The sequence below is a fragment of the Microbulbifer sp. SH-1 genome (assembly GCF_011326135.1).
Classification (GTDB): domain Bacteria; phylum Pseudomonadota; class Gammaproteobacteria; order Pseudomonadales; family Cellvibrionaceae; genus Microbulbifer; species Microbulbifer harenosus.
In genome coordinates, this window is record NZ_CP046948.1 from 25235 (window position 1) to 47103 (window position 21869).

23 protein-coding genes are annotated in these 21869 nt (G+C 60.7%); 10 read left to right on the plus strand and 13 right to left on the minus strand.

Annotated elements, in window-relative coordinates:
- The first annotated feature begins 151 nt into the window (after positions 1-151).
- The 5 genes from mpl to GNX18_RS00170 all read left to right on the plus strand — a co-directional run bounded on the left by mpl (position 152) and on the right by GNX18_RS00170 (position 5919).
- Positions 152-1549 (plus strand): UDP-N-acetylmuramate:L-alanyl-gamma-D-glutamyl-meso-diaminopimelate ligase, encoded by a 1398-nt coding sequence (gene mpl, locus GNX18_RS00150; protein WP_166214701.1) that lies wholly within the window; start codon positions 152-154, stop codon positions 1547-1549.
- Between the two features lie 31 nt (positions 1550-1580).
- Positions 1581-2207, plus strand: a complete 627-nt coding sequence (locus GNX18_RS00155; RefSeq protein WP_166214703.1) for a flavin prenyltransferase UbiX — start codon at positions 1581-1583, stop codon at positions 2205-2207.
- 16 nt (positions 2208-2223) lie between these two features.
- Positions 2224-2496 carry a SelT/SelW/SelH family protein gene (locus tag GNX18_RS00160; protein WP_138235791.1) on the plus strand — a complete coding sequence of 91 codons (273 nt, stop codon included), beginning with the start codon at positions 2224-2226 and terminating at the stop codon, positions 2494-2496.
- Positions 2497-2562: 66 nt separating this feature from the next.
- Positions 2563-5211, plus strand: coding sequence for an RND family transporter (locus GNX18_RS00165; protein WP_166214705.1), 2649 nt, complete (start codon positions 2563-2565; stop codon positions 5209-5211).
- A 60-nt stretch (positions 5212-5271) separates the two neighbouring features.
- Entirely contained in the window at positions 5272-5919 is a 648-nt protein-coding gene (locus GNX18_RS00170) for a lipase (RefSeq protein WP_166214706.1), read from the plus strand.
- Here the strand turns inward: GNX18_RS00170 and yjgA are convergent.
- From yjgA to GNX18_RS00230, 12 genes are all read right to left on the minus strand, one after another.
- A complete protein-coding gene (gene yjgA / locus GNX18_RS00175) occupies positions 5886-6416 on the minus strand; it encodes a ribosome biogenesis factor YjgA (protein ID WP_138235793.1) in 531 nt (176 codons plus the stop codon). The two genes, GNX18_RS00170 and yjgA, sit on opposite strands and share 34 nt — an antisense overlap.
- A gap of 37 nt (positions 6417-6453) precedes the next feature.
- Positions 6454-7821, minus strand: coding sequence for a magnesium transporter (gene mgtE / locus GNX18_RS00180; RefSeq protein ID WP_138235794.1), 1368 nt, complete (start codon positions 7819-7821; stop codon positions 6454-6456).
- A 73-nt stretch (positions 7822-7894) separates the two neighbouring features.
- Positions 7895-8164 (minus strand): HPr family phosphocarrier protein, encoded by a 270-nt coding sequence (locus GNX18_RS00185; RefSeq protein WP_138235795.1) that lies wholly within the window; start codon positions 8162-8164, stop codon positions 7895-7897.
- Between the two features lie 68 nt (positions 8165-8232).
- Positions 8233-9093, minus strand: a complete 861-nt coding sequence (rapZ, locus tag GNX18_RS00190) for an RNase adapter RapZ (RefSeq protein ID WP_138235796.1) — start codon at positions 9091-9093, stop codon at positions 8233-8235.
- Between the two features lie 117 nt (positions 9094-9210).
- Positions 9211-9672: a PTS IIA-like nitrogen regulatory protein PtsN gene (ptsN, locus tag GNX18_RS00195; RefSeq protein ID WP_166214707.1), complete on the minus strand. Its 462-nt coding sequence runs from the start codon at positions 9670-9672 to the stop codon at positions 9211-9213.
- Positions 9673-9723: 51 nt separating this feature from the next.
- The gene (gene hpf / locus GNX18_RS00200; protein ID WP_105101695.1) at positions 9724-10017 is read right to left on the minus strand and encodes a ribosome hibernation-promoting factor, HPF/YfiA family; all 294 of its coding nucleotides are present in this window, start codon (positions 10015-10017) and stop codon (positions 9724-9726) included.
- Positions 10018-10198: 181 nt separating this feature from the next.
- The gene (locus tag GNX18_RS00205) at positions 10199-11677 is read right to left on the minus strand and encodes an RNA polymerase factor sigma-54 (RefSeq protein WP_166214708.1); all 1479 of its coding nucleotides are present in this window, start codon (positions 11675-11677) and stop codon (positions 10199-10201) included.
- 241 nt (positions 11678-11918) lie between these two features.
- Positions 11919-12644, minus strand: coding sequence for an LPS export ABC transporter ATP-binding protein (lptB, locus tag GNX18_RS00210; protein WP_138235799.1), 726 nt, complete (start codon positions 12642-12644; stop codon positions 11919-11921).
- A 69-nt stretch (positions 12645-12713) separates the two neighbouring features.
- Positions 12714-13277, minus strand: coding sequence for a lipopolysaccharide transport periplasmic protein LptA (lptA, locus tag GNX18_RS00215; RefSeq protein WP_138235800.1), 564 nt, complete (start codon positions 13275-13277; stop codon positions 12714-12716).
- Positions 13264-13827 carry an LPS export ABC transporter periplasmic protein LptC gene (gene lptC, locus GNX18_RS00220; protein WP_138235801.1) on the minus strand — a complete coding sequence of 188 codons (564 nt, stop codon included), beginning with the start codon at positions 13825-13827 and terminating at the stop codon, positions 13264-13266. Before lptC ends, lptA begins: the two co-directional genes overlap by 14 nt.
- Positions 13828-13905: 78 nt before the next feature.
- The gene (locus GNX18_RS00225) at positions 13906-14436 is read right to left on the minus strand and encodes an HAD family hydrolase (protein ID WP_171018971.1); all 531 of its coding nucleotides are present in this window, start codon (positions 14434-14436) and stop codon (positions 13906-13908) included.
- 81 nt (positions 14437-14517) lie between these two features.
- Positions 14518-15489, minus strand: a complete 972-nt coding sequence (locus GNX18_RS00230) for a KpsF/GutQ family sugar-phosphate isomerase (protein ID WP_166214710.1) — start codon at positions 15487-15489, stop codon at positions 14518-14520.
- Positions 15490-15948: 459 nt separating this feature from the next.
- Here GNX18_RS00230 and GNX18_RS00235 point away from each other — a divergent pair, with 459 nt between their 5' ends.
- From GNX18_RS00235 to hisD, 5 genes are all read left to right on the plus strand, one after another.
- A complete protein-coding gene (locus tag GNX18_RS00235) occupies positions 15949-16620 on the plus strand; it encodes a phospholipid-binding protein MlaC (protein ID WP_240914119.1) in 672 nt (223 codons plus the stop codon).
- A gap of 116 nt (positions 16621-16736) precedes the next feature.
- Positions 16737-16973 (plus strand): BolA family protein, encoded by a 237-nt coding sequence (locus GNX18_RS00240; protein ID WP_138235804.1) that lies wholly within the window; start codon positions 16737-16739, stop codon positions 16971-16973.
- Between the two features lie 66 nt (positions 16974-17039).
- A complete protein-coding gene (gene murA / locus GNX18_RS00245) occupies positions 17040-18302 on the plus strand; it encodes a UDP-N-acetylglucosamine 1-carboxyvinyltransferase (RefSeq protein WP_166214712.1) in 1263 nt (420 codons plus the stop codon).
- Positions 18303-18435: 133 nt separating this feature from the next.
- Positions 18436-19074 carry an ATP phosphoribosyltransferase gene (gene hisG / locus GNX18_RS00250; RefSeq protein WP_166214714.1) on the plus strand — a complete coding sequence of 213 codons (639 nt, stop codon included), beginning with the start codon at positions 18436-18438 and terminating at the stop codon, positions 19072-19074.
- 72 nt (positions 19075-19146) lie between these two features.
- The gene (gene hisD, locus GNX18_RS00255; RefSeq protein WP_166214716.1) at positions 19147-20463 is read left to right on the plus strand and encodes a histidinol dehydrogenase; all 1317 of its coding nucleotides are present in this window, start codon (positions 19147-19149) and stop codon (positions 20461-20463) included.
- Between the two features lie 110 nt (positions 20464-20573).
- Here the strand turns inward: hisD and GNX18_RS00260 are convergent, their stop codons facing one another.
- Entirely contained in the window at positions 20574-21716 is a 1143-nt protein-coding gene (locus tag GNX18_RS00260) for a S1C family serine protease (RefSeq protein WP_205828018.1), read from the minus strand.
- Positions 21717-21869: the final 153 nt, after the last annotated feature.

A 21869-nucleotide genomic window follows, 5' to 3' on the forward strand; every position in this document is an offset into this window, starting at 1 on the left:
GCTGCTGCCATATACACAAGCAAAATGCGCACCGGGCTTCATCTCGCGCGGGTCAAGCCTCCGGATTTGAGGGAATGATTGCGTGAACCGACAGTCTCAGCAGCTTCCCCACTACTGTTGCAACAGCATCGAACTGAGTGAATAAACTGGCATGCATATTCATATTTTAGGCATCTGCGGCACTTTTATGGGCAGCCTGGCCCAGCTCGCGGTAGCGGAAGGCCACAAGGTCACCGGCTCTGATGCCAATGTTTACCCGCCCATGAGCACCCAGCTGGAGCGCGCCGGTATCGAGCTGACGGAAGGCTACGACCCCGCGCAGCTGGAGCCGGCGCCCGATTTGGTGATCATTGGCAATGCGCTGTCGCGGGGAAACCCGGCGGTGGAAGCGGTGCTGGATAAGGGCTTGCCCTATACCTCCGGAGCCCAGTGGCTGTGTGACCACTTTCTTGGCGGGCGCTGGGTGCTGGCGGTATCCGGTACCCACGGTAAGACCACTACGGCGAGTATGCTGGCGTGGGTGTTGGACTTTGCGGGCATGGCCCCGGGCTTCCTGATCGGCGGTGTGCCGCGGAACTTCGAGGTGTCCGCGCGCCTCGGCGGCACGCCCTTTTTTGTGGTGGAGGCAGACGAGTACGACACGGCTTTCTTCGACAAACGCTCAAAATTCGTTCACTATCGCCCGCGCACGCTGATCATCAACAATCTGGAATTCGACCACGCGGACATTTTTGACGACCTGGAGGCAATCCAGAAGCAGTTCCACCACCTGGTGCGCACCGTGCCCGCCAGCGGCCTGGTGGTGGCAGCGCAGGATGATGCGGTGACCCAGGTACTGGACAAAGGGTGCTGGAGCCAGGTGCAGCGTTTCGATGTGGAGCGGGACGATGGCGTGCGCCTGGGCGACTGGTGTGCGGTGAATATCGCCGCCGATGGCAGCCGTTTCGATGTGCTGCTGGAAGGCAAGCCGGTGGCTGCGGTGAACTGGCAGCAGACGGGCCTGCACAGTGTGAAAAACGGACTCGCCGTCATTGCCGCTGCCCGCCATGTGGGCGTGGAGCCCGCCATCGCGGCGGAGGCTCTGGGCGCCTTTGAAGGGGTCAAGCGGCGGATGGAATGCCTGGGGGAAATTCAGGGTATTCGCGTCTACGACGACTTTGCCCACCATCCCACCGCCATCGAAACTACGTTGAACGGCCTGCGGGCCAAGGTGGGGGCGGAGCGGGTGATTGCGCTGATCGAGCCGCGCTCCAATACCATGCGCATGGGGCACCACCGCGAGCAGCTCGCACGGGCCTGCGCCGGCGCCGATCTGGTGCTCTGGTACCAGCCGGAGGGGATGAACTGGTCTCTGGATGAGGTGGTTCACCATTCCACCGTGCCGGCAAAGGTTCTCCACAGCATCGACGCTGCGGTAGAATCTGTTCTTGAACTGACCAGCCCCGGCAGTCACGTTATCGTGATGAGCAACGGCGGCTTTGGCGGTGTACACCAGCGGCTGCTCCGTGCCCTTGAGCACAAATACGGGCAGCAGACACACAGCGGATAGCCCCGCATTCCGGGGCGCAACGGATACTTCTTTGGCCGAGCCGACTTACTCCAAAACCGTCACCCTTGCGATTACCGGTGCGTCCGGTGCCCAGTACGGTCTGCGCTTGTTGCAGTGCCTGCTGGCGGCACAGGTGCGCGTTTGGCTGCTGCTGTCTGATGCCGCGCGGGTCGTGATCAACACCGAAACCGAGGTGATGCTGCCGGAAGACGAAGAGCGCACCGCTTCGTATCTGCGGGAACTCTACGGCGCGGAGGAGGACCAGTTGATCCTGTTTGGCAGGCGCGACTGGTTTTCGCCGGTGGCCTCCGGCACCGGTGCCGCCAGCAGCCTGGTGATCTGCCCGGCTAGCGGCGGCACTCTGTCGGCGGTGGCCTGTGGGGCCTCCAACAACCTGATCGAGCGGGCGGCAGACGTCGCGTTGAAAGAGCGCCGCCAACTGATTCTGGTGCCCCGCGAGGCACCTTATTCGGAAATCCACCTGGAAAACATGCTCAAGTTGACCCGCATGGGTGCGGTGATCCTGCCGGCGAGCCCGGGGTTTTACCAGAGGCCGCAGTCGGTGCAGGATCTGGTGGACTTTGTGGTGGCGCGGATACTGAGCCAGCTGGATATTGAACAAACGCTGCTGCCCCCTTGGGGCAACACGGAAAACTGACTTGGACGGGGGCGTGATGGATAAGACCGTCACCATTCACTACTGCGTGCAGTGCAACTGGATGCTGCGCGCCACCTGGATGGCGCAGGAGCTGCTGTACACCTTTGCCGAAGACCTGGAGCAGGTGGCTCTGAAGCCGGGTACTGGCGGTGTATTCGAGATTCGTATTGGCGACCAGCTGGTCTGGGAGCGAAAACGCGATGGCGGCTTTCCGGGGCCGAAAGAACTGAAACAGAAAGTGCGGGATATTCTTTTCCCCGAGCGCGATCTCGGCCACGTGGACAAGTAACCGCGGGTATTCCCAAAAACGCTGCACCTCCGGTGCCTCTTTTGTATTAGAAAAAGCGAACTGATTATGTTGTTGGGCTTGAAGACCTGGTACGAAAAACTGATTCTCGGCCATCCGAAAATCGTGTTGGCTCTCGTGGCGCTGCTGACCATTACCGCTGCCGCGGGCCTGCCGCGGCTGAAGCTGGATGCCTCGGCGGACTCCCTGACTCTGGAAACCGACGACTCGCTGGATTTCTTCCGCGAAATTTCCGAGCGCTACAACTCCGGCGATTTTCTGGTGGTCACCTACCGCTATAAAGATGGCGACCTGTTCAGCGAGGAATCCCTGGCGACCATGCGCCGGCTGCAGGACGAGCTGGCTATGGTGAATGGTGTTACCGGCGTGCAGTCGATCCTGAACGTACCGCTGTTGTACAGTCCCAAGCTGTCCATCACCGACGTGGCCGACGGTATCCGCACCCTGTCCTCTCCCGGAACCGAAAAGGATCTGGTGCGCCGCGAGTTTCTTGAAAGCCCGATCTACAAAGAGCTGATTCTGAGCCCTGATGGCGAGACTACCGCCATGATGCTCAACCTGGAGCTGGACAGGGAAGGGCTGGATCTGGTGCGCGAACGCGACGCCCTGCGCCGCCTGCGCAACAGCGACGGTTTGAGTGCGGAACAGACCCAGCGTCTGGAAACCGTTACCGCGGAATACCTGCAACACCGCACCGCCCAGGAAGCGGCGGCGCGCGAACGGGTGAAGGAAGTACGGAAAATCCTCGCGCACTACGACGGCAATGCCGAGCTGTTCCTCGGCGGCCTCACCATGATCACCTCGGACATGATCGCGTTTATTCAGAGCGACCTGGTGGTGTTCGGTGCGGGTATTCTGGCGTTTATTGTCATTACCCTGCTGCTGATTTTCCGTCAGCCCCGCTGGGTTCTGTTGCCGCTCATTACCTGTGTGACCACTGCCGTGATCATGTTGGGACTGCTGTCGTGGCTCGACTGGCGCATGACGGTGATCTCCGCCAACTTTGTGGCTCTGCTGCTGATTATTACCCTGGCCATCACCATTCACCTGGCGGTGCGCTATCGGGAGTACTTTGCCGAGCACCCGGAGTGGGATCGCTTCCAGCTGGCCTCTGCCACTGTGGCGTTCATGGCCAAGCCCTGCATGTACACCGGCCTCACCACGATGGTGGCCTTTATCTCCCTGGTGGTCAGCGGCATCCGCCCGGTGATCGACTTCGGCTGGATGATGACCATCGGTGTGACGCTGGCGCTGGTGCTTTCCTTCCTGATCCTGCCCGCCAGCCTGATGCTGCTGAAGAAACGCGATGGCGGCCTGGGCGAGGACAACTCCCACGCGTTTACCCAGGTATTCTCACGCTTTACTGAAAACCACAAGGGCATTGTGCTGGGCGTGGCCGCGCTGGCGGCGGTGATCAGCGTAGTGGGCATCACCCGCCTGAAAGTGGAAAACCGCTTTATCGACTACTTCGACGACTCCACCGAGATCTATCAGGGCATGCTGGTGATTGACCAGCGCCTCGGCGGTACCATCAGTCTCGACGTGGTGTTGAACAGGCCAGAGCAGGCGGTACCGGAACTGGACGCGGAAGACGATCCATTTGGTGCCGATTTTGACGGTGCTGAAGGGGCGTCTGACGAAGAGTTCTCCGCAGCGGCAAGTGGCGATGAGATGGCCGCGGGTGAAGACTTGGCCGAGGAAGACCCGTTTGCCGCCGACGATCCATTCTCTTCCGGCGCATCTGCCAGCGAAGGGCCGGACCCCTACTGGTTTACCGTGGCTGGCCTGAACCAGATTGAACAGCTGCACGATTTCCTCGAAGCACAGCCTGAGATCGGCAAGGTGCAGTCCCTCGCCACCCTGTACAAGGTGGCCAAGGACCTGAACGATGGCGGCCTCAATGATTTTGAGCTGGCGGTGGCCCGCCAGAGTCTGCCGGAGGAGATCAACCAGGTGCTGGTAAACCCTTACTGGTCACCACAAGACCAGCAGGCCCGCATCACCATGCGGGTGATGGAAACCGATCCAAACCTGCGCCGCGACGAACTGATCCAGCGAATCTACAGCTATGTGGAAAATGACATGGGTATCGCGTCGGAGAATGTTCGCCAGACCGGCATGCTTGTGCTGTACAACAACATGCTGCAGAGCCTGTTCAAGTCACAGATCCTGACCCTGGGAGCGGTATTCGCGGGCATTCTGCTGATGTTCCTGGTGCTGTTCCGCTCGCTGTGGCTGTCGGTCATCGCGCTGGTGCCGAATATGCTGGCTGCCTGTGTGGTGCTGGGCGGTATGGGGCTTGCGAATATCCCGCTGGATATGATGACCATCACTATTGCGGCGATCACCGTGGGCATCGGCGTGGACCACGCGATCCACTACCTGTACCGCTTTCGCGAGGAGTTTGCGAAAGACGGGGACTATGTGGCGACCATGCACCGCAGCCACGCGACCATCGGTCGCGCTATGTTCTACACCGCGATTACCATCATTGCCGGCTTCTCGATTCTTGCGCTGTCCAAGTTTGTGCCGTCGATCTATTTCGGCCTGCTGACCGCGCTCGCCATGTCCGCGGCGCTGCTGGGTTCCCTGACCCTGTTGCCGCTGCTGCTGGTGCTGATCAAGCCGCTGCCGAAGCCGGTGGAAAACGCACCGGCGGGAAAGCTTGTGACAGAGGCTGAGGCGTGCACCGGGTAATTGCGTTCTAGTCTTACGGGGTAGCGGAGAGCAAATCGCTCGCGTCTGGATGATACGAAAATGCCAAAAGGCCGGGTTGCCATACTGATTCCCGGGATTTTCGACCGGGGTAAGTCAATGCTCAGGATGCAGCGCGCCCTGGGGCAGGCGGGATTTACCGCACACACCATCAAGCTGAAGGCCAACAGCGGCTGGTATGGGATGGAGCCGATGGCCTTGCAGTTGCGGGATCTGGTGGCGGAAGTAACCCGCAATGGCGAGACCTGTGCGCTGGTGGGGTTCAGCATGGGCGGGATCGTGGCGCGCTACTATTTGCAGCGGCTGGGCGGCACCGCCAATGTGCACAAGTTCATTGCCCTCTCGAGCCCGCACTTTGGCAGCCTGTGGGCCCATCTCCTGCCCTATAAGGGCGGGCGTCAGCTGCGCATCGGCAGTGAGTTCCTGAGCAACCTGAACAGGGATGCGGCGGTGCTGGAAGACGCCGCTCCGGTTTCCATTTGGACGCCCTACGATGCCACCATCGTGCCGAACTCCAGCTCCCGCCTGCCTTTTGGTCGCGCATACCAGGTATCCGTCAGTCTCCATCGCTGGGTGCCCCAGAACCCGGAGGTCATCGACATTGTGGTTGCGGAGCTGGCGGAGGTCTTCGGGGGCGCGGCTGCCGATAGCCGCGGTCAGCTTTCCTGCACGAAAAAATCCCGCAGATAGCGAAACAGCTTGCGCTGGTTGGTTGGTGGCTTGTTGCTGGCTTTTTCCTTGCCGGCTTCGCGCAGCAGGTTGCGCAGCTGTTGGTGGTCGGCGCTCGGGTGCTCGTTGAAAAACGTGCTCAGCGCCTCATTGCCCTGATCCAGTAAGCGGTCTCTCCACTCCTCCGCCAGACGATCAAAGCGCAGGCGCTGTAAATCCTGCTCCTTGTGGCGGTTCAGCACGGCCTCGATCGCGTCCACATCCGCATCGCGCATCAGTTTGCCGATGAACTGCAGCTGCCGACGTTTGGCCTCGTGCGACTTGATGCGGTGGAAGGTGGCGATGGCGTCCTCTAATTCCGCATCCATCGGCACTTCCGCCAGTTTGGTAGCGTTGAGTTCGGTCAGCCGCTTGCCCAGGTCCTGCAGCTGCTGCATTTCCTGCTTGAGGCGCGTCTTGCTCTTGGGCTGGTCACCATCAAATTCTTCATGATTCTGAAAGTCGTCGGAGTTGTGCATGTACATTCTCTGAATGGCAAAAGTTCAGCGGCCCGCCTCAGGCGAAAAACCAGGTCGCAAGGCCGAGAAAGGAAAGGAAACCCACCACATCCGTCACCGTGGTAAGTACCACGCCGCCCGCCAGCGCGGGGTCTATGCGCAGGGCCCGCAGCGCAACCGGCAGCAGGGTGCCGGCGAAGGCGGCGGTGACCAGGTTGATCGCCATGGCCGCAATGATAATCCACGCGATACGCAGATCCCCAAACCACAGTGCGGCGATCCCGCCCATGACCGACGACCACAAAATCCCGTTCAAGGCGCCGGTGCCGATCTCGCGCGACAGCAGCCAGCGCAGGTTGCTGCGCCCAACCTGGCCCAGCGCCATGCCGCGGATGATCACCGTCAGCGTCTGGCTGCCGGCCACGCCGCCCATACTGGCCACAATAGGCATCAGTACCGCCAGTGCCACCACCTTGTCGATGGTTCCCTGGAACAGGTTGATGACCCAGGACGCCAGCAGCGCAGTGAGCAGGTTGATCCCGAGCCAGATGGAGCGCCGCGGCGCGGTGCGTTTTATCGGCGCGAAGGTGTCTTCCTCTTCGTCGAGACCGGCGAGACTCATCAGCGAGTGGTCCGCGTCTTCGCGGATCACGTCCACCACATCGTCGATGGTGATACGTCCGAGCAGGCGGTTGTTTTCATCCACCACTGGTGCGGTAATCCAGTCGTACTTGGCGAACAGTTGTGCCACCTCGTAGTCCGGCATGTCTGCGGGAATCGGTTCCACGTCTGTGGTCATGATCTCGCGCACGGTAACCGATGGGTCCGCGGTGAGCAGCCGTGTCAGCGGCAGCAGGCCGATGAACCTGTCCTGGCGGCTGACCACGAACAGGTTGTCGGTGGATTTTGGCAGTTTCTCGTGGCGGCGCAGGTAGCGCAGCACCACATCCAGGGTGAGGTTCGGGCGCACGGAGACGGTGTCCGTGTCCATCAGGCCGCCGGCGGTCTCTTCGTCGTAAGCCAGTACGCTCTGCACCCGCTGGCGGTCGCTCTCACTCATGGCGGAGAGTACTTCCGCCATTACCCGCTCCGGCAATTGCTGGAGTATGTCGGCGATGTCGTCTGCGTTCAGGCCCTCCATAATGGCCACCATTTCTTCGGTGTCCATGATGGAGAGGATCTGGGCTTTGACGTCGTCCGCCAGCTCCTGCAGAACCTCGCCCTCGACTTCCCGGTCGATCAGCTTCCACAGCACCTGGCGAATGCGCGGAGGGGAGCTTTCCAGCAGCTGGGCAATACTCTGGGGGGAGAGGGATTGCAGCATCCGCTGCACTTCGCGCCCGGTGCCACTGTCCAGCGCCGCATACAGCTCGCCGAGCTGATTCTGCGCGTGGAAATTAATGTCGGCGGTGACGGGGTTGGGCACGGGGATACCTGATCAGGGGGGAACGGCGGGTGGCGGCATTATACCGGCGCTCAGGCCGAAATCATGCAGAGTGTTATTCGCCCTCACCGAAGCGATCGTTGATCAGTGTGCAGATGGCTTCGTGCGCGGCGTCTTCATCGCGACCGCAGACTTCCAGCTCCAGCTCAACACCCTTACCGGCCGCCAGCAGCATCAGTGCCATCACGCTTTTGCCATCCACCGCCTTGCCCTGGCAGTGCACCTTCACGTCCGAGGAAAAACGTGCGCAGGTCTGGGCGAGCTTGCTGGCGGCGCGGGCGTGGAGCCCGAGTTTGTTGATGATGGTAATGCGGCTTTTCTGCATAGGGTTGTTCTGGCGCTGTGTGTGCTGATGTTGTTCTTTTATGGCAATTCCCGGCGTGTGAGACCGGTTTATTTCTGCTGCTCGCGGTGTCGGACCTGGATGTTCTTGAATTCGCTGGAAAAGTGCTTGGCCAGCTGTTCCACCATGTACACCGAGCGGTGGCGGCCTCCGGTACAGCCGACGGCGACGCAGGTATAGCTGCGATTGCTCTGCTGGTATGAGGGCAGCCAGCGCTCGAGAAATGTGGTGATGTCGCGCTGCATTTCCTCGGTCTCGTCGTGTGCGCGCAGAAACTCCGCCACTTCCGGATCGAGCCCGGTTTTGTTGCGAAGCTCTGCGACCCAATAGGGGTTAGGCAGGCAGCGCAGGTCGAACACCAAGTCCGCGTCCACCGGTACACCGTGTTTGAACCCGAAGGACTGGAACAGGATCGCCATGCCCGGGGAGTCTTTGCCCACTACGCGGGTTTTAACCTGGTCGCGCAACTGGTGCAGGCTGAGGCTGCTGGTGTCGATCACCAGGTCGGCCATGGCCGCCAGCGGGGCGAGTAGCTCCTTCTCGTGGTTGAGGGCTTCCAACAGGTGGGTGCGGCTGTCGCTGAGGGGATGCTTGCGGCGGGTTTCGCTGAAGCGCTGCACCAGCACCGGCGAGCGGGCGTCCAGATAGATGACGTCGCACTCGATGCCGCTTTCGCGCAATTCGTTGATAACCCGGGGAGCCTGGCGCACATCGTGCCAGAGATTGCGGGCATCGATACCCAGGGCCAGGTGGGTGGTTTCCTGGGGGGGGTGCTCGGTGACGCGGCGAATCAGCTCCGGCAACAGGCTGGCGGGGAGGTTGTCGATGCAGTTGAAGCCAACGTCTTCCAGCAGTTCCAGGGCAGAGCTTTTTCCTGAGCCAGAGCGGCCGCTGATGATCACCAGTCGCATAGAACAAGCGCTCCTTGCTGATTCAGTAGGGCGAGGGGCGCTGCCGCAGGCCGCTGCCCGGGATGGTTATCTGCAGCCGTCCGGTGGCGGCCGGGCGGCGGACAAGGTCGAGGGCTATTATGCCGCCGCCGCGCTGTTGATGGCCAGTGCGTAGAGCTCGTCACTGGTGGTGGCTTCGCGCAGCTTGTCGCGCACGCGGCTGTCGCTGAACAGGGCGGCGATTTCTGCCAGCGTATCCAGGTGCTCCTGGTCGGAATCCTCCGGAACCAGCAGGGCAAACAACAGATCCACCGGCTGGCGGTCGATGGCATCGAAATCTACCGCAGGTGAAGTGGTGCAGAGGACGCCGATGGGGCGCTCGCAGCCGGGCAGGCGGCAGTGGGGGATGGCGACCCCCTCGCCAATGCCGGTTGAACCCAGGCGCTCCCGGGCCACCAGCTGGTTGAAGACGGTATCGGAATCCAGGTCGGGGTATTGTTCTGAGATCGCCTGCGCGATGTTGAGCAATAGCTTTTTTTTGCTGCTCCCCGCCAGGTGGCACAGGCTCAGGCGGGGAGAGAGTAATGCTTCCAATGTCATAACTTACTGGTGATCTGACAGTGCAGGCCAGCCGTTTCCCGGGGGTAACGTCTAGCGGTGACTGCGTAATTTCTCTTTGTGTTTCAGCAGCTGCCGGTCGAGTTTGTCGGTGAGCGAGTCGATCGCCGCGTACATATCTTCCGATTCCGAGTCGGCAAAAATGTCCTTGTTGCCGTTCACATGAACCCGCGCTTCTGCTTTCTGGATAAGTTTGTCGACGGAAAGTATGACCTGGGCGTTGGTGATCAGGTCATTGTGGCGGGAGAGCTTGTCCAGCTTGGTCAGGCAGTAATCGCGAATGGCCGGGGTAAGGTCTACATGGTGGCCACTGATGTTGATCTGCATGGATTTCTCCTCATCGGGTACAACACAAACCGGTCGCACCCCCGCACAGGGCGGCAACCCTACTAGGAAGTGCGCCAGAATGGAAGGATACACTCAATGTACGGGTATTGGTCGGGCAGAAATTGAACGAAGAGTAGTCCTGCGACAGCAAATTGTGACTTGCGCGTCGCGGATGGTCGACCTACACCAGCCGTTTGCGCTCGCTGGATGAGGGTATGCCCATGGACTCGCGATACTTGGCCACGGTGCGGCGCGCCACCTGGATGCCCTGCTTGTCCAGTTCCTGAGTGATCTTGTTGTCTGACAGCGGCTTGCGCGGCTGTTCGGCGTCCACCAGTTTGCGGATCAGGGCGCGGATGGCGGTGGAAGACGCGTCCTCACCGGAGTCGGTGCTCACGTGGCTGGAGAAGAAATACTTGAGTTCGAACACACCGCGGGGCGTGAGCATGTACTTCTGTGTGGTTACCCGCGAGATGGTGGACTCGTGCATACCGATGGTCTCGGCAATGTTGGCCAGCACCATGGGCTTCATGGCCTCAGGCCCCAGCTCGAAAAAGCCCTGTTGTTTCTCGACGATGCAGCTTGCCACCTTCAGCAGGGTTTCGTGGCGACTCTGGAGGCTTTTCAGGAACCAGCGCGCCTCCTGAAGATTGTCGCGCAGGTAGTTGTTCTCGGCAGAGTTGTCGGCGCGACGAATGAGCGCGGCGTAGGCGTCGTTGATGCGCAATTTGGGTGTGGTTTCGGGATTCAGCTCCACCAGCCAACGCTGGTCGCGGCGGCTGACGATCACATCCGGCACCACGTACTGCGGTTCCTCGCCACCGAAGGCCTCGCCGGGATAGGGGGTGAGGGTCTGAATCAGGCGCATCACCTCGCCGAGCTGGGTCTCGCTGAGGCGAGTGCGACGGCTCAGCTGGCGGAAGTCGCGCTTGCCCAATAAATCCAGGTACTGGCCTACCACGACCAGCGCCTGCGCCAGCCAGGGGGTGTTTTCCGGCAACTGGCGCAATTGCAGCAGCAGGCTCTCGCGCAGGTCGCGGGAGCCGCAGCCCACCGGTTCGAACTGCTGGATGGTTTTCAGTACCGCGAGCACCTCTTCCACGTCCACATCCAAAGATGCTGCGAGGTCTTCGATGTTGATGTCGAGAAAACCATTGGGTGCAATGGCGTCGATCAGGGTCTCGCCGATCAGCTTGTCGATCGGGGTCAGTGGAGTGAGGTTCAGCTGCCACAGCAGGTGGTCCTGCAGGCTCTCCACCGCCGCGTTGCGCTGCTCCAGCGCGTATTCCTCGCCCTCGCCTCCAGCGTGACTGCTGTTGGTGTAAATGTCGTCCCAGCGGGTGTCTACCGGCAGGTCATCGGGGATATCGCTGTTCCAGTCGCCGTCGGCGCTGGACTCGGATTCACCGTTGAGGCTTTCGCGGTTGCTTTCGGCGCCATCGTGGGCCTGGTGCTCAATGGTAGCGGGGGTGTTCTGCTCCTGCAGTTGCTCGCCGGCGTGCTCGTCGAAGTCCGATTCCAGCAGCGGGTTGCTGTCGAGGGCGGATTGGATTTCCTGTTGCAGCTCCAGCGTCGACAGCTGCAGCAGGCGGATCGCCTGTTGCAGTTGCGGCGTCATTGTCAGCGAAGTGCCGAGTTTTAACTGGAGTGACTGCTTCATAGGGGGTGTGCCGATATAAAATGCTGGCGTTGCGCCGCTGCGACACATTTGATGCTTGTGCGGCGGCAGATTGCTCATCGCCTGCAGACTACCCCGGGGTAGTGCGGAACACAAGTGGCAAGGGGTGCGAAAACAAGCAATAAGCGTGCCGAAAGAGTTATCTGTTTCGGTCGCTTCGGTCAGAATTGTGATGGGAATCGGTATTCCGGGGTGAAATGCTGATGATTTCACCCGGATGGCGTCAGATGGTGAACTCGTGTCCCAGGTAGACGTCTTTCACCTGTTTGTTCTCGGCCACATCTTTGGGGTCGCCGGATGCGATGATGTGACCCTCGCTGACGATGTAGGCGGTCTCGCAGATATCGAGGGTCTCGCGCACATTGTGGTCGGTGATCAGCACGCCGATACCGCGGTCCCTGAGGTGGCGGATGATCTGCTTGATGTCGTTCACGGAGATGGGGTCCACACCGGCGAAGGGTTCATCCAGCAATACGAAAGCGGGGTTGGTGGCCAGTGCGCGGGCGATTTCCACCCGGCGCCGCTCACCGCCGGACAGCGCCATACCGAGACTTTCGCGGATATGGGTGATGTGGAATTCCTCCAGCAGTGATTCCAGCTGTTGGCGGCGCTGGCTGCGATCCAGATCCCGGCGGGTCTCGAGAATGGCGAGAATATTGTCTTCTACCGACAGGCGGCGAAACACCGAGGCTTCCTGCGGAAGGTAGCCGATGCCCTTGCGCGCGCGGCCGTGCATGGAGAGGCCGGTGATGTCTTCCTGGTCGATCATTACCTGGCCGGCGTCGGCCTGCACCAGACCGGCAATCATGTAGAAGCAGGTGGTTTTGCCGGCGCCGTTGGGGCCGAGCAGGCCGACCACCTGGCCGCTGGACACACTCACCGAGACATCCTTAACGACCTTGCGCTTCTTGTACTGCTTGGCGAGGTGGAGCGCTTTGAGCGTCGGCATAGTGAGTTCCGCTAACTGCGCGGCGGGTTCGCCGCTTTTTCTGACTGTTCGGGTTGTGTGGGTGGGCGGTTACTGGCCGTTTTCAGCCGGCTTGGACTCTGATTTGGCTTCGGGCTTCCAGATCATTTCCACGCGTTCCTTTTCCGACTGGCCCTGGGCCTGCATCTGCTCGCTTTTCAGGTCGTAGTCAATGCGCTCGGCGGACAGGGTGTTGCCATCGCGATCTACAAAGGCTTCTCCACTGAGTTGCAGGGCGTCGCTGCTCACCAGGAATTCGATACGCTTGGCGCGGGCCTTGACCGGGCTGGTGCTCTCTTCCACCTGTTGCTGAAAGTGGGCGGGGGCGCCGGTGGCAACCACCTTGTTGATCTCCCCTTTGGCGTTGCCGTGAACTTCCACACGGTCGGCGCGAATCTGCAGCGAGCCCTGGCTGATGACCACGTTGCCGCTGTACACAGACAGGTTTTTGTTGCGGTTGGCCTCCAGTTTGTCGGCGGACACCTTCACCGGTTGCTCGCGGTCGTTGGGGAGCGCGTGAACCTGAGGCGCCAGCAGTAGTGCGGCGGCAACGGCAGCACACAGGACACTGGCGGTCGCCGGCAGGCGGACACGGCGCAAATCAACGGGGTTCATAGCTGCTTTCCACATTTGACAGAATTTCTACCTTGTCCTGTTTGAGATCGGCCCGCAGTCCCTTGCCGGTGGTGCGGTTGGCACCGTCGGTAATGGTAACAACTTTGTCCGTTTCGGCGAATTCTTCGCGGGGTTTGATCGTGATTTTTTCCGTGCGCAGGGTGATGCCCGGTTGCGGTAGTTCCATGATGGAAACATCGCCCTCCAGCTCGACTTTCTGCCCGTTGTCATAGGCAACGCCAGTGTGTGACTCGGTGCGCCATTTGGTGTCTTCGCCTTGGTAGAACACCATGCGGGGTTCCGTGAGGTCCGCGCGGTCCCGGCGCGCAAACTGGAAAAAGGTAACGCGCTCGGCATCCACCTCGTAGGCGAGCGTGCCTTCGAGGCTGAAATGGCGCGTGCGGGCGTCGCGGATAATCAGGTCCGCCGCCTTGCTGTGTTCCTGCTGGGTCGGGCGCTTGCCAAGCAGTTGCTCAGACGGGCTTTCGGTAAACCACAGTCCCAGGGATATGAGTGCGACCACGATGACAAGTGGTAACCAGGTGCGCATGCTGTGTCCGTTTCCTTGTGTGGCAGCCGGGGTGGCGGCCGCCGGATCAACCCTTTATATGGGCTGAAGGTTCAGTTTTCAGGTGTCGCTGGCGAGATAGGGGGCCAGTGCGGCGTCAAACGTTCCCTGTGCCCGCATGATGCGGTCGCAGACCTCCCGTACGGCGCCGAGGCCGCCTTCGCGCTCGGTGACGAACAGGGCGCGCTCTTTGACTGGGGCGGCGGCGTTGGGGACGGCGACAGGGCAGCCTACCCGGGTCATCAACTGCAAATCAGGATAGTCGTCTCCGACATAGGCGATCTGGGCGAGATCGTAGGGCTCGTTGGCAAAGAGTTCCAAAAAGGCGCTGTACTTGTCTTCGCGGCCCTGAATCAGGCGGGTGATGCCCAGGTCGTGCGCGCGCTTTTCCACCACTGCACTGCGGCGGCCGGTGATGATGGCTACGCCCACTCCGGATTTCTGCAGCATTTTGATGCCGTGTCCATCCAGGGTGTGGAAGGTTTTTAGCTCATTGCCGTGATTGTCAAAATACAGCCTGCCGTCGGTGAGAACGCCATCCACGTCAAGTATCAGGTGGCGCACCTTGCTCAGTTTGAGTTCGATGCTCAGGTCGCGGTCGCTGCCCTGGTGCGAGGGGGAGTGCTGGCTCAAACGGGTGTCCTTCTATCTATTCGCTATTTCGCTGTTGTGTCAGATGACGCCGGCGCGCAGTATGTCGTGCATGTGCAGCAGGCCCACCGGATGGTGTTCCGGATCTTCCACCACCAATGCGGTGATCTTGTTGTCCTCCATAATGCGCAGGGCTTCTGCGGCGAGGATGTGGGCGCTCACGGTTTTCGGTCTGCGGCTCATCACCTTGCTCATGGTGGCGGTGTCCAGCTCGATCTTCTGGTCGATGACCCGGCGCAGGTCACCGTCGGTGAAGACGCCCTGAAGCTGGCCGTCGCGGTCTACTACGGTCGTCATACCGAAGCCTTTGCTGGTCATCTCCAAGAGTGCCTGGGAGAGCGGTGTTTCCGGGGAAACCTGCGGCAGTTCCTGCCCTGCGTGCATCACGTCCTCCACCTTCAGCAGCAGTTGGCGTCCGAGTGCGCCGCCCGGGTGGGAAAAGGCAAAATCCTCCGCGGTAAAGCCGCGCGCCTCCAGTAGTGCCACCGCAAGTGCGTCGCCCATCACCAGCGTTACAGTGGTGGAGGAGGTGGGGGCCAGATTCAGTGGGCAGGCCTCGGTTTCCACCGAGATGTCCAGGTTTACATCGGCGGATTGAGCCAGGGGGGAGTCTGGCTTGCCGGTCATACTGATCATGGGAATGCCCAGTCGCTTCAGCAGCGGCAGCAGGGTGAGTACCTCGGCGGACGACCCGGAATTGGAAATGGCAATGACCAGATCCTGGCGGGTGATCATGCCGAGATCGCCGTGGCTCGCTTCGCCGGGGTGCACGAAAAAACTCGGTGTGCCGGTGCTGGCAAGGGTGGCGGCAATCTTGCGGCCGATATGTCCGGACTTGCCCATGCCGGACACAATGACACGCCCTGGGCAGCCCAGGATCAGTTCGCAGGCGCGGTTGAAGTCATCACCAATACGCCCTTCGAGCGCGGCTACGGCGGCGGTTTCCATGGATATGGTGCGGCGTCCGGCCTGGATGATCAGATCTTTTCCCATGACATCTCTCGTGTGGAATTCCCGGGGCAGGCAAGGGCGCTATCGGCCGGTATCTGCGTCCATATACTGGAGGACGCGGGGCGTGCGGCCCTGTCTGTTGCGACCAGCGGCAGCCCGTATTCGTTCCGCTGGCCCGCGGGCTGACGTGCTAACCTTTGTAGTATCCGCGGAGGCAACGTAGAGGTTCGCGACACATATCGGTTGCGGGCGCGGCTGAGGGCCACTTGCGCTGACGCCGCCGAGATAGACGTTGCCGTCAGGCGGGGGTGAAAGTGACCCAGTGCCGCTTGTTCGCGGCGGCGCCATGGTATAGTTTGCCGCCGCTATTGTCAGCTGCTGCGTCGGACGAGGCCCGGATTTGACCTTGTCGGTACTTGCCAGTGAGATAATTCCGCATCGCTGCGACACTTTTTGGTGTTGTGTGCATCCAAGGGACGAATTGCCAATGGGAGATTTTCTGTGAGCGCACTTTTCATGACCAACCAGACCGGAGTTTTTCAATCCGCGATTGCGCGCGGGGCCAGGGCGCTGCTTGCCACTGTTCTGCTGTGCAGTCTGGCACCCTTTGCCAGCGCCGCTGAAAACCCCTATGCCACGATCGAAAATGTGTCCAATCAGCTGCTGGGGGTGATTCGCTCCGAGGGCCAGCAGGTCAGCTCGAATCCGCAGGGCTATTACGCCTCCGTGGATCGGGTGCTGGCACCGGTGGTGGATTTCGATTTCATCGCCCGCGGCGTTATGGGCAGCTATGCGAAGCAGGCCACGCCCGCGCAGCGCGCAAAATTTTCCAGCACTTTCCGCCGTGACCTGGTCGCGACCTTTGCCCGCGGCGTCGCCACGTTCGGCAATATGGATGTGAAGGTGGTGAATCCCGGTTCTACCCCCAGTGGCAACCGGGTCAATGTGCTGCAGGAGGTGCGCAGTCCCGAAGGTTTGACCAAGGTTTCCTACACGCTGGTGCGCAACAAGAGCGGCCAGTGGAAACTGATCAATGTCATCCTGAACGGCGTCAATCTCGGCAAGACATTCCGCGGTCAGTTTTCCCAGGCCATGCAGGCGAATGGCGGTGACATCGACCGGGTGATTGCCAGCTGGTCTGCGGCCGACAACGTTGCGGATGGCGCGCGCTGAGCACACATCAATATCAGGGCGCAGCCCGCGGAATCGCGGCTGCGCCGGCGGGCGCTTTCCAGTACACTTCGCGCCGGCTCTAATTCCGACTGAAATTCCCACCTGTATTTACTTTTATGCAACCAGATCAGATCAAGGCCCTCATTGAAGGGCAGATTCCCGGCAGCCAGGTTACCGACGTGTCTTTCGAAGGCAGTCACCTGCATTTGACCATCGTCAGTGAGGCCTTCAACGGCCTTTCCCGGCTTAAGAAGCAGCAGCTGGTTTATGGCGCTCTGTCCGACAGAATTGCCGACGGCACCCTGCACGCGGTGCAGATGAAGACCCTCACTCCGGAAGAGGCCGGTCAGTAACCTCTTTCCCCTGCCGGGCTCCGGGCTTGCCAGGGATTATTGTTTCGCTACGGGAAACCAGTTCGAATGGACAAACTGATTATCGAAGGGGGCAGCCCCATCTCCGGAACCCTGAAAATTTCCGGAGCCAAGAATTCCGCACTGCCGATTCTGGCCGCGACCTTGCTGGCCGATGGTCCGGTGCAGATTCACAATCTCCCGCACCTCAACGATATCACCACCATGATTACCCTGCTGCGCTGCATGGGGACCGAGATTACCGTCGACGAGCGGCTCGGGGTAGAGATTGATCCGCGCTCTGTCAACGATCTGACGGCGCCTTACGATCTTGTGAAAACCATGCGCGCGTCCATTCTGGTGCTGGGTCCGCTGCTGGCGCGTCACGGCGTGGCCAATGTGTCTTTCCCCGGTGGTTGTGCCATCGGCAGCCGCCCGGTGGATATCCACCTCAAGGGGCTAGAGGCGATGGGGGCGGAAATCACGATCGACGAAGGTTTTATTCGCGCGCGCAGCAATGGTCGCCTCAAGGGGGCCAACATCGTGATGGAAAAAGTCACCGTCGGCGGTACCGAAAACCTGTTGATGGCGGCGGCGTTGGCGGAAGGCACCACGGTGCTGCACAACTCGGCACGGGAGCCGGAAATTGTCGATCTGGCGGATTTCCTGACCGCTATGGGGGCGCAGATCGAGGGGGCGGGTACCGACACCATCCGCGTGCACGGCGTGCCGCGGCTGAACCCCTGCTCCTTCACGGTAATGCCCGACCGCATCGAAACCGGCACTTTCCTGGCCGCCGCCGCTGCGGCTCGCGGTCGTGTGCGCCTGACTCACACCCGCGCGGATATCCTCGATGCGGTGCTGGTGAAGTTTGAGGAGGCTGGTGCTCACATCGGTATCGGTAACGACTGGATCGAGCTGGATATGAAGGGCAACCGCCCAAAAGCGGTTAGTTTCCGCACGGCACCTTATCCCGCGTTCCCCACCGATATGCAGTCCCAGTTCACTGCGATGAATGCGGTGGCGGAAGGCAAGGCGACGGTGGTGGAAACCATTTTCGAAAACCGTCTGATTCAGGTGCACGAACTCAATCGTATGGGCGCGAACATCGTGCTTGAGGGCAACACCGCCATTGTGACTGGGGTTGAGAAGCTCAAAGGGGCGCCGGTCATGGCGTCGGATCTGCGCGCTTCCGCGAGCCTGGTGATTGCCGGTATGGTTGCCGAGGGCACCACGACGGTGGATCGTATTTACCATATCGATCGCGGATACGAATGTATCGAGGAAAAACTGCAGCAGCTGGGTGCCAATATCCGTCGCGTGCCAGGCTGATTTGCCGCTGCGCTAGATGCTTGCTGTCTAGCGCTATTCTGGATTTGTATTGGCGCGGGAAACCAAGAGTGGAGTAAGCTCTTGCCATTCTTCTGCCCGGCACCGGCCGGGCAATTCAACAATCATAAACGTTATGCAGATCACGATTGCCCTGACCAAAGGGCGTATTCTCAAGGAAACATTGCCGCTGCTGGCCGCCGCCGGTCTTGAGCCGCTGGAAGATATTGCCCAGAGCCGCAAGCTGATATTCCCGACCAACCAGGACAATGTGCGCCTGCTGATCCTGCGTGGTTCCGATGTGCCCACTTATGTGCAGCACGGTGCCGCGGATCTCGGTGTCGCCGGCAAGGACAACCTGCTTGAGCATGACACCAGCAATATCTACGAGCCGCTGGACCTGAAGATCGCTCGCTGCCGGTTGATGACCGCGGGCATCAAGGGTGCCGCTCTGCCGAAGGGGCGTATCAAGGTAGCCACCAAGTTTGTGCAGTCCGCCAAGCGCTATTACGCTGCCCAGGGGCGCCAGGCCGACATCATCAAGCTGTATGGGGCGATGGAGCTGGCGCCGCTGATGGATCTCGCGGACGAGATTGTGGATATCGTCGATACCGGCAATACCCTGAAGGCCAACGGCCTGGAGGCGCGGGAGCATATCGCGCATATCAGCAGCCGCCTGATCGTGAACAAGGCGTCCATGAAAATGAAGTACGGCCCGATCAATACACTGATCGAGCGGTTGAGGCATGTGGTTTGTGCGCGGGAAACCGCTTGATTTGCGGCCGACGGCAATTCGACGCGATGTTTAATGTGGCCTGTGGCTGCGCTGTAATTTCGACTGAAAACCATGAGTGAATTTTCCATTTGTCGGCTGGACGCCGGCAGCCCCGACTTCTCGCTGGCCCTTGAGCAATTGCTGGCATGGGAGTCGGTCGCGGACCAGAACGTGACCTCCGCCGTGACAGAAATCCTGCGGGAGGTTAAGGCGCGCGGCGACGCCGCGGTAATTGAGTACACCAACCGGTTTGACCGTCGGGACCTCAAAAGTGCCGGCGACTTCTGTCTCGACCGCGCAGCGCTCACCGATGCGCTGGAGCGAATTTCCGCGGAAAAGCGAGCGGCGCTCGAAACTGCCGCCAAGAGAGTGCGCGATTACCACGAACACCAGCTGCAGTCATCCTGGCAGTATCGGGAAGCTGACGGCACCGTACTCGGCCAGCAAATCACGCCGATGGAGCGGGTGGGTATTTACGTGCCCGGTGGCAAGGCGAGCTATCCGTCCTCGGTACTGATGAACGCGATTCCCGCGCGGGTGGCGGGTGTAGACGAGATATTGATGGTGGTGCCGGCTCCGGACAACCAGCTCAGCGATCTGGTGCTCGCGGCCGCTGCAATTGCCGGCGTCGACAGGGTCTTCACCATTGGCGGCGCCCAGGCCGTGGCCGCGCTGGCTTACGGCACCGAGACGGTTGCGCGGGTGGACAAGATCGTTGGTCCCGGCAACATATTTGTCGCCTCCGCCAAGCGCGCGGTATTCGGTCAGGTGGCCATCGATATGATCGCCGGCCCCTCCGAGATTCTGGTGATCTGCGACGGCAAGACGGATCCCGACTGGATTGCCATGGACCTGTTGTCCCAGGCGGAGCACGACGAGCAGGCGCAGTCCATTTTGCTCAGTCCCGACGCAGCGTTTCTGGACGCGGTGGCGAATTCGCTGGAAAAACTGCTGAAAACACTTCCCCGTGAGGCGATTGCCCGTCGCTCCATTGCCGGCCGCGGTGCGCTGATTCTGGTGCGCGATATCGAGCAGGCGATTGAGGTATCCAACCGCATCGCGCCGGAACACCTTGAGGTTTCCGTCGACGATCCGGAGCAGTATCTGCCGCGTATCCGCCACGCCGGTGCCATTTTTCTGGGGCGCTATACCGCGGAAGCGCTGGGTGACTATTGTGCGGGGCCCAACCACGTGTTGCCCACCAGTGGTACTGCGCGCTTTTCCTCACCGCTGGGGGTTTACGATTTCCAGAAGCGCAGTTCCATCATTTACTGTTCGCCGCAGGGCGCCGATACGCTTGGCCGAGTGGCCGCGACCCTGGCAAAGGGGGAGGGGCTGGACGCGCACGCGCGCTCGGCGACCTATCGCGTGACCGAAGGCGTTGTGTGAGAAGTGAGCCGGAGGGGCGGTGCTGAGTCTCCGCCTGCTATTGAACCCCGGGATCTGCGCCGGCAGTCTTAACCCCGTCTATCCTGAGACTTCGCCATGTTTGTTGCGGGTTAACTCTTGCTCGGGGACTGGGGTTTTTCCGAAATCGTAGCCTGGGTGTTTTGGATCTCCCCCTTTCGGATGTAAGTGATAGTGACCACTTCCCCGGGCCTCAATATAGCCATGGCGGCGACGCCGTGCAGGCCGTCATTGATCGGATCGTTGTTGATGTGGGTGATCACGTCACCGGGTTTGAGCCCTGCCTGGTGCGCCGGACCCTGATTGTAAATGGCGGTGACGATGACGCCGTTGGTCGATGCCAGGTTGAATGACCGCGCCAGTTGAGGTGACAGTGTCTGCGCCTCGATCCCCAGCCAGCCCGGCACCACGCGCCCGAATTCGATGATGTCTTGCATGATCTTGAGGGCAATGTTGGCGGGGATGGCAAAGCTGATTCCACCGGAGGAGCCGCTCTGGTTCAGGATGGACGTGTTGATGCCCAGTAGCTTTCCTCTGGCATCCACCAGTGCGCCACCGGAGTTGCCCGGATTCACCGCCGCGTCAGTTTGGATAAAGTTCTGCAGGTAGCTGCCGGTGCCGGTCTTGCTAAGGTCGCGGCCGGTGGCACTGACGATCCCCTGAGTGACAGTCTGGCCGACGCCGAAGGGGTTGCCGATGGCCAGCACCACGTCCCCCACCTGAGCCTTGTCCGGATCGCCCACCTCGATGGTGGTGAGATTGGGCAGGTTGATTTTCAGCACTGCCAGGTCGAAATCGGAATCCGACCCCACCAGGGCCGCCTGGGCTTCACGCCCGTCCGATAGCACCACCGCAATTTCCTCTGCGCCGGAAATGACATGGTAATTGGTGAGAATGTAGCCGTCGCGGTCAACGATTACCCCGGAACCCAGGTTGGACTGCATGCGCTCCCGCTGCGGGATGTTCATGTTATCCAGCAAACGCCGGTATAACGGGTGGTTGTACAGCGGGTGGCTGCGCTCGGACACGGTTTTGCGGGTGAAAATGTTGACCACCGCCGGGCCCGCCAGGTTGACCGCGCTGGCATAGGACACCGGCCCCTGAAATTCTGCAATGGCCGGAACCTGCTCCGGTTTCCCGCGAAGATGGGGGAACAGCAGCAAGAGTGCCGCGGCAACGCCGAGGCCGATGGCTGTGGGAATGGCCCAGTCTTGCAGAAAACGTTGTAGTGACACCGGCAGCTCCTTGGTTTGTGGCCATTATACGTGCTTTATGTCCCTTTGCCTTCGGCTGCCTTATCAAGAGTTCTAAGGCTCATGGCGGTCGGTGCTTGGTGCGGGTGGTGGAATCCGTATAATGTGGCGCTCGAAATTTTGGTCTGAATCCCT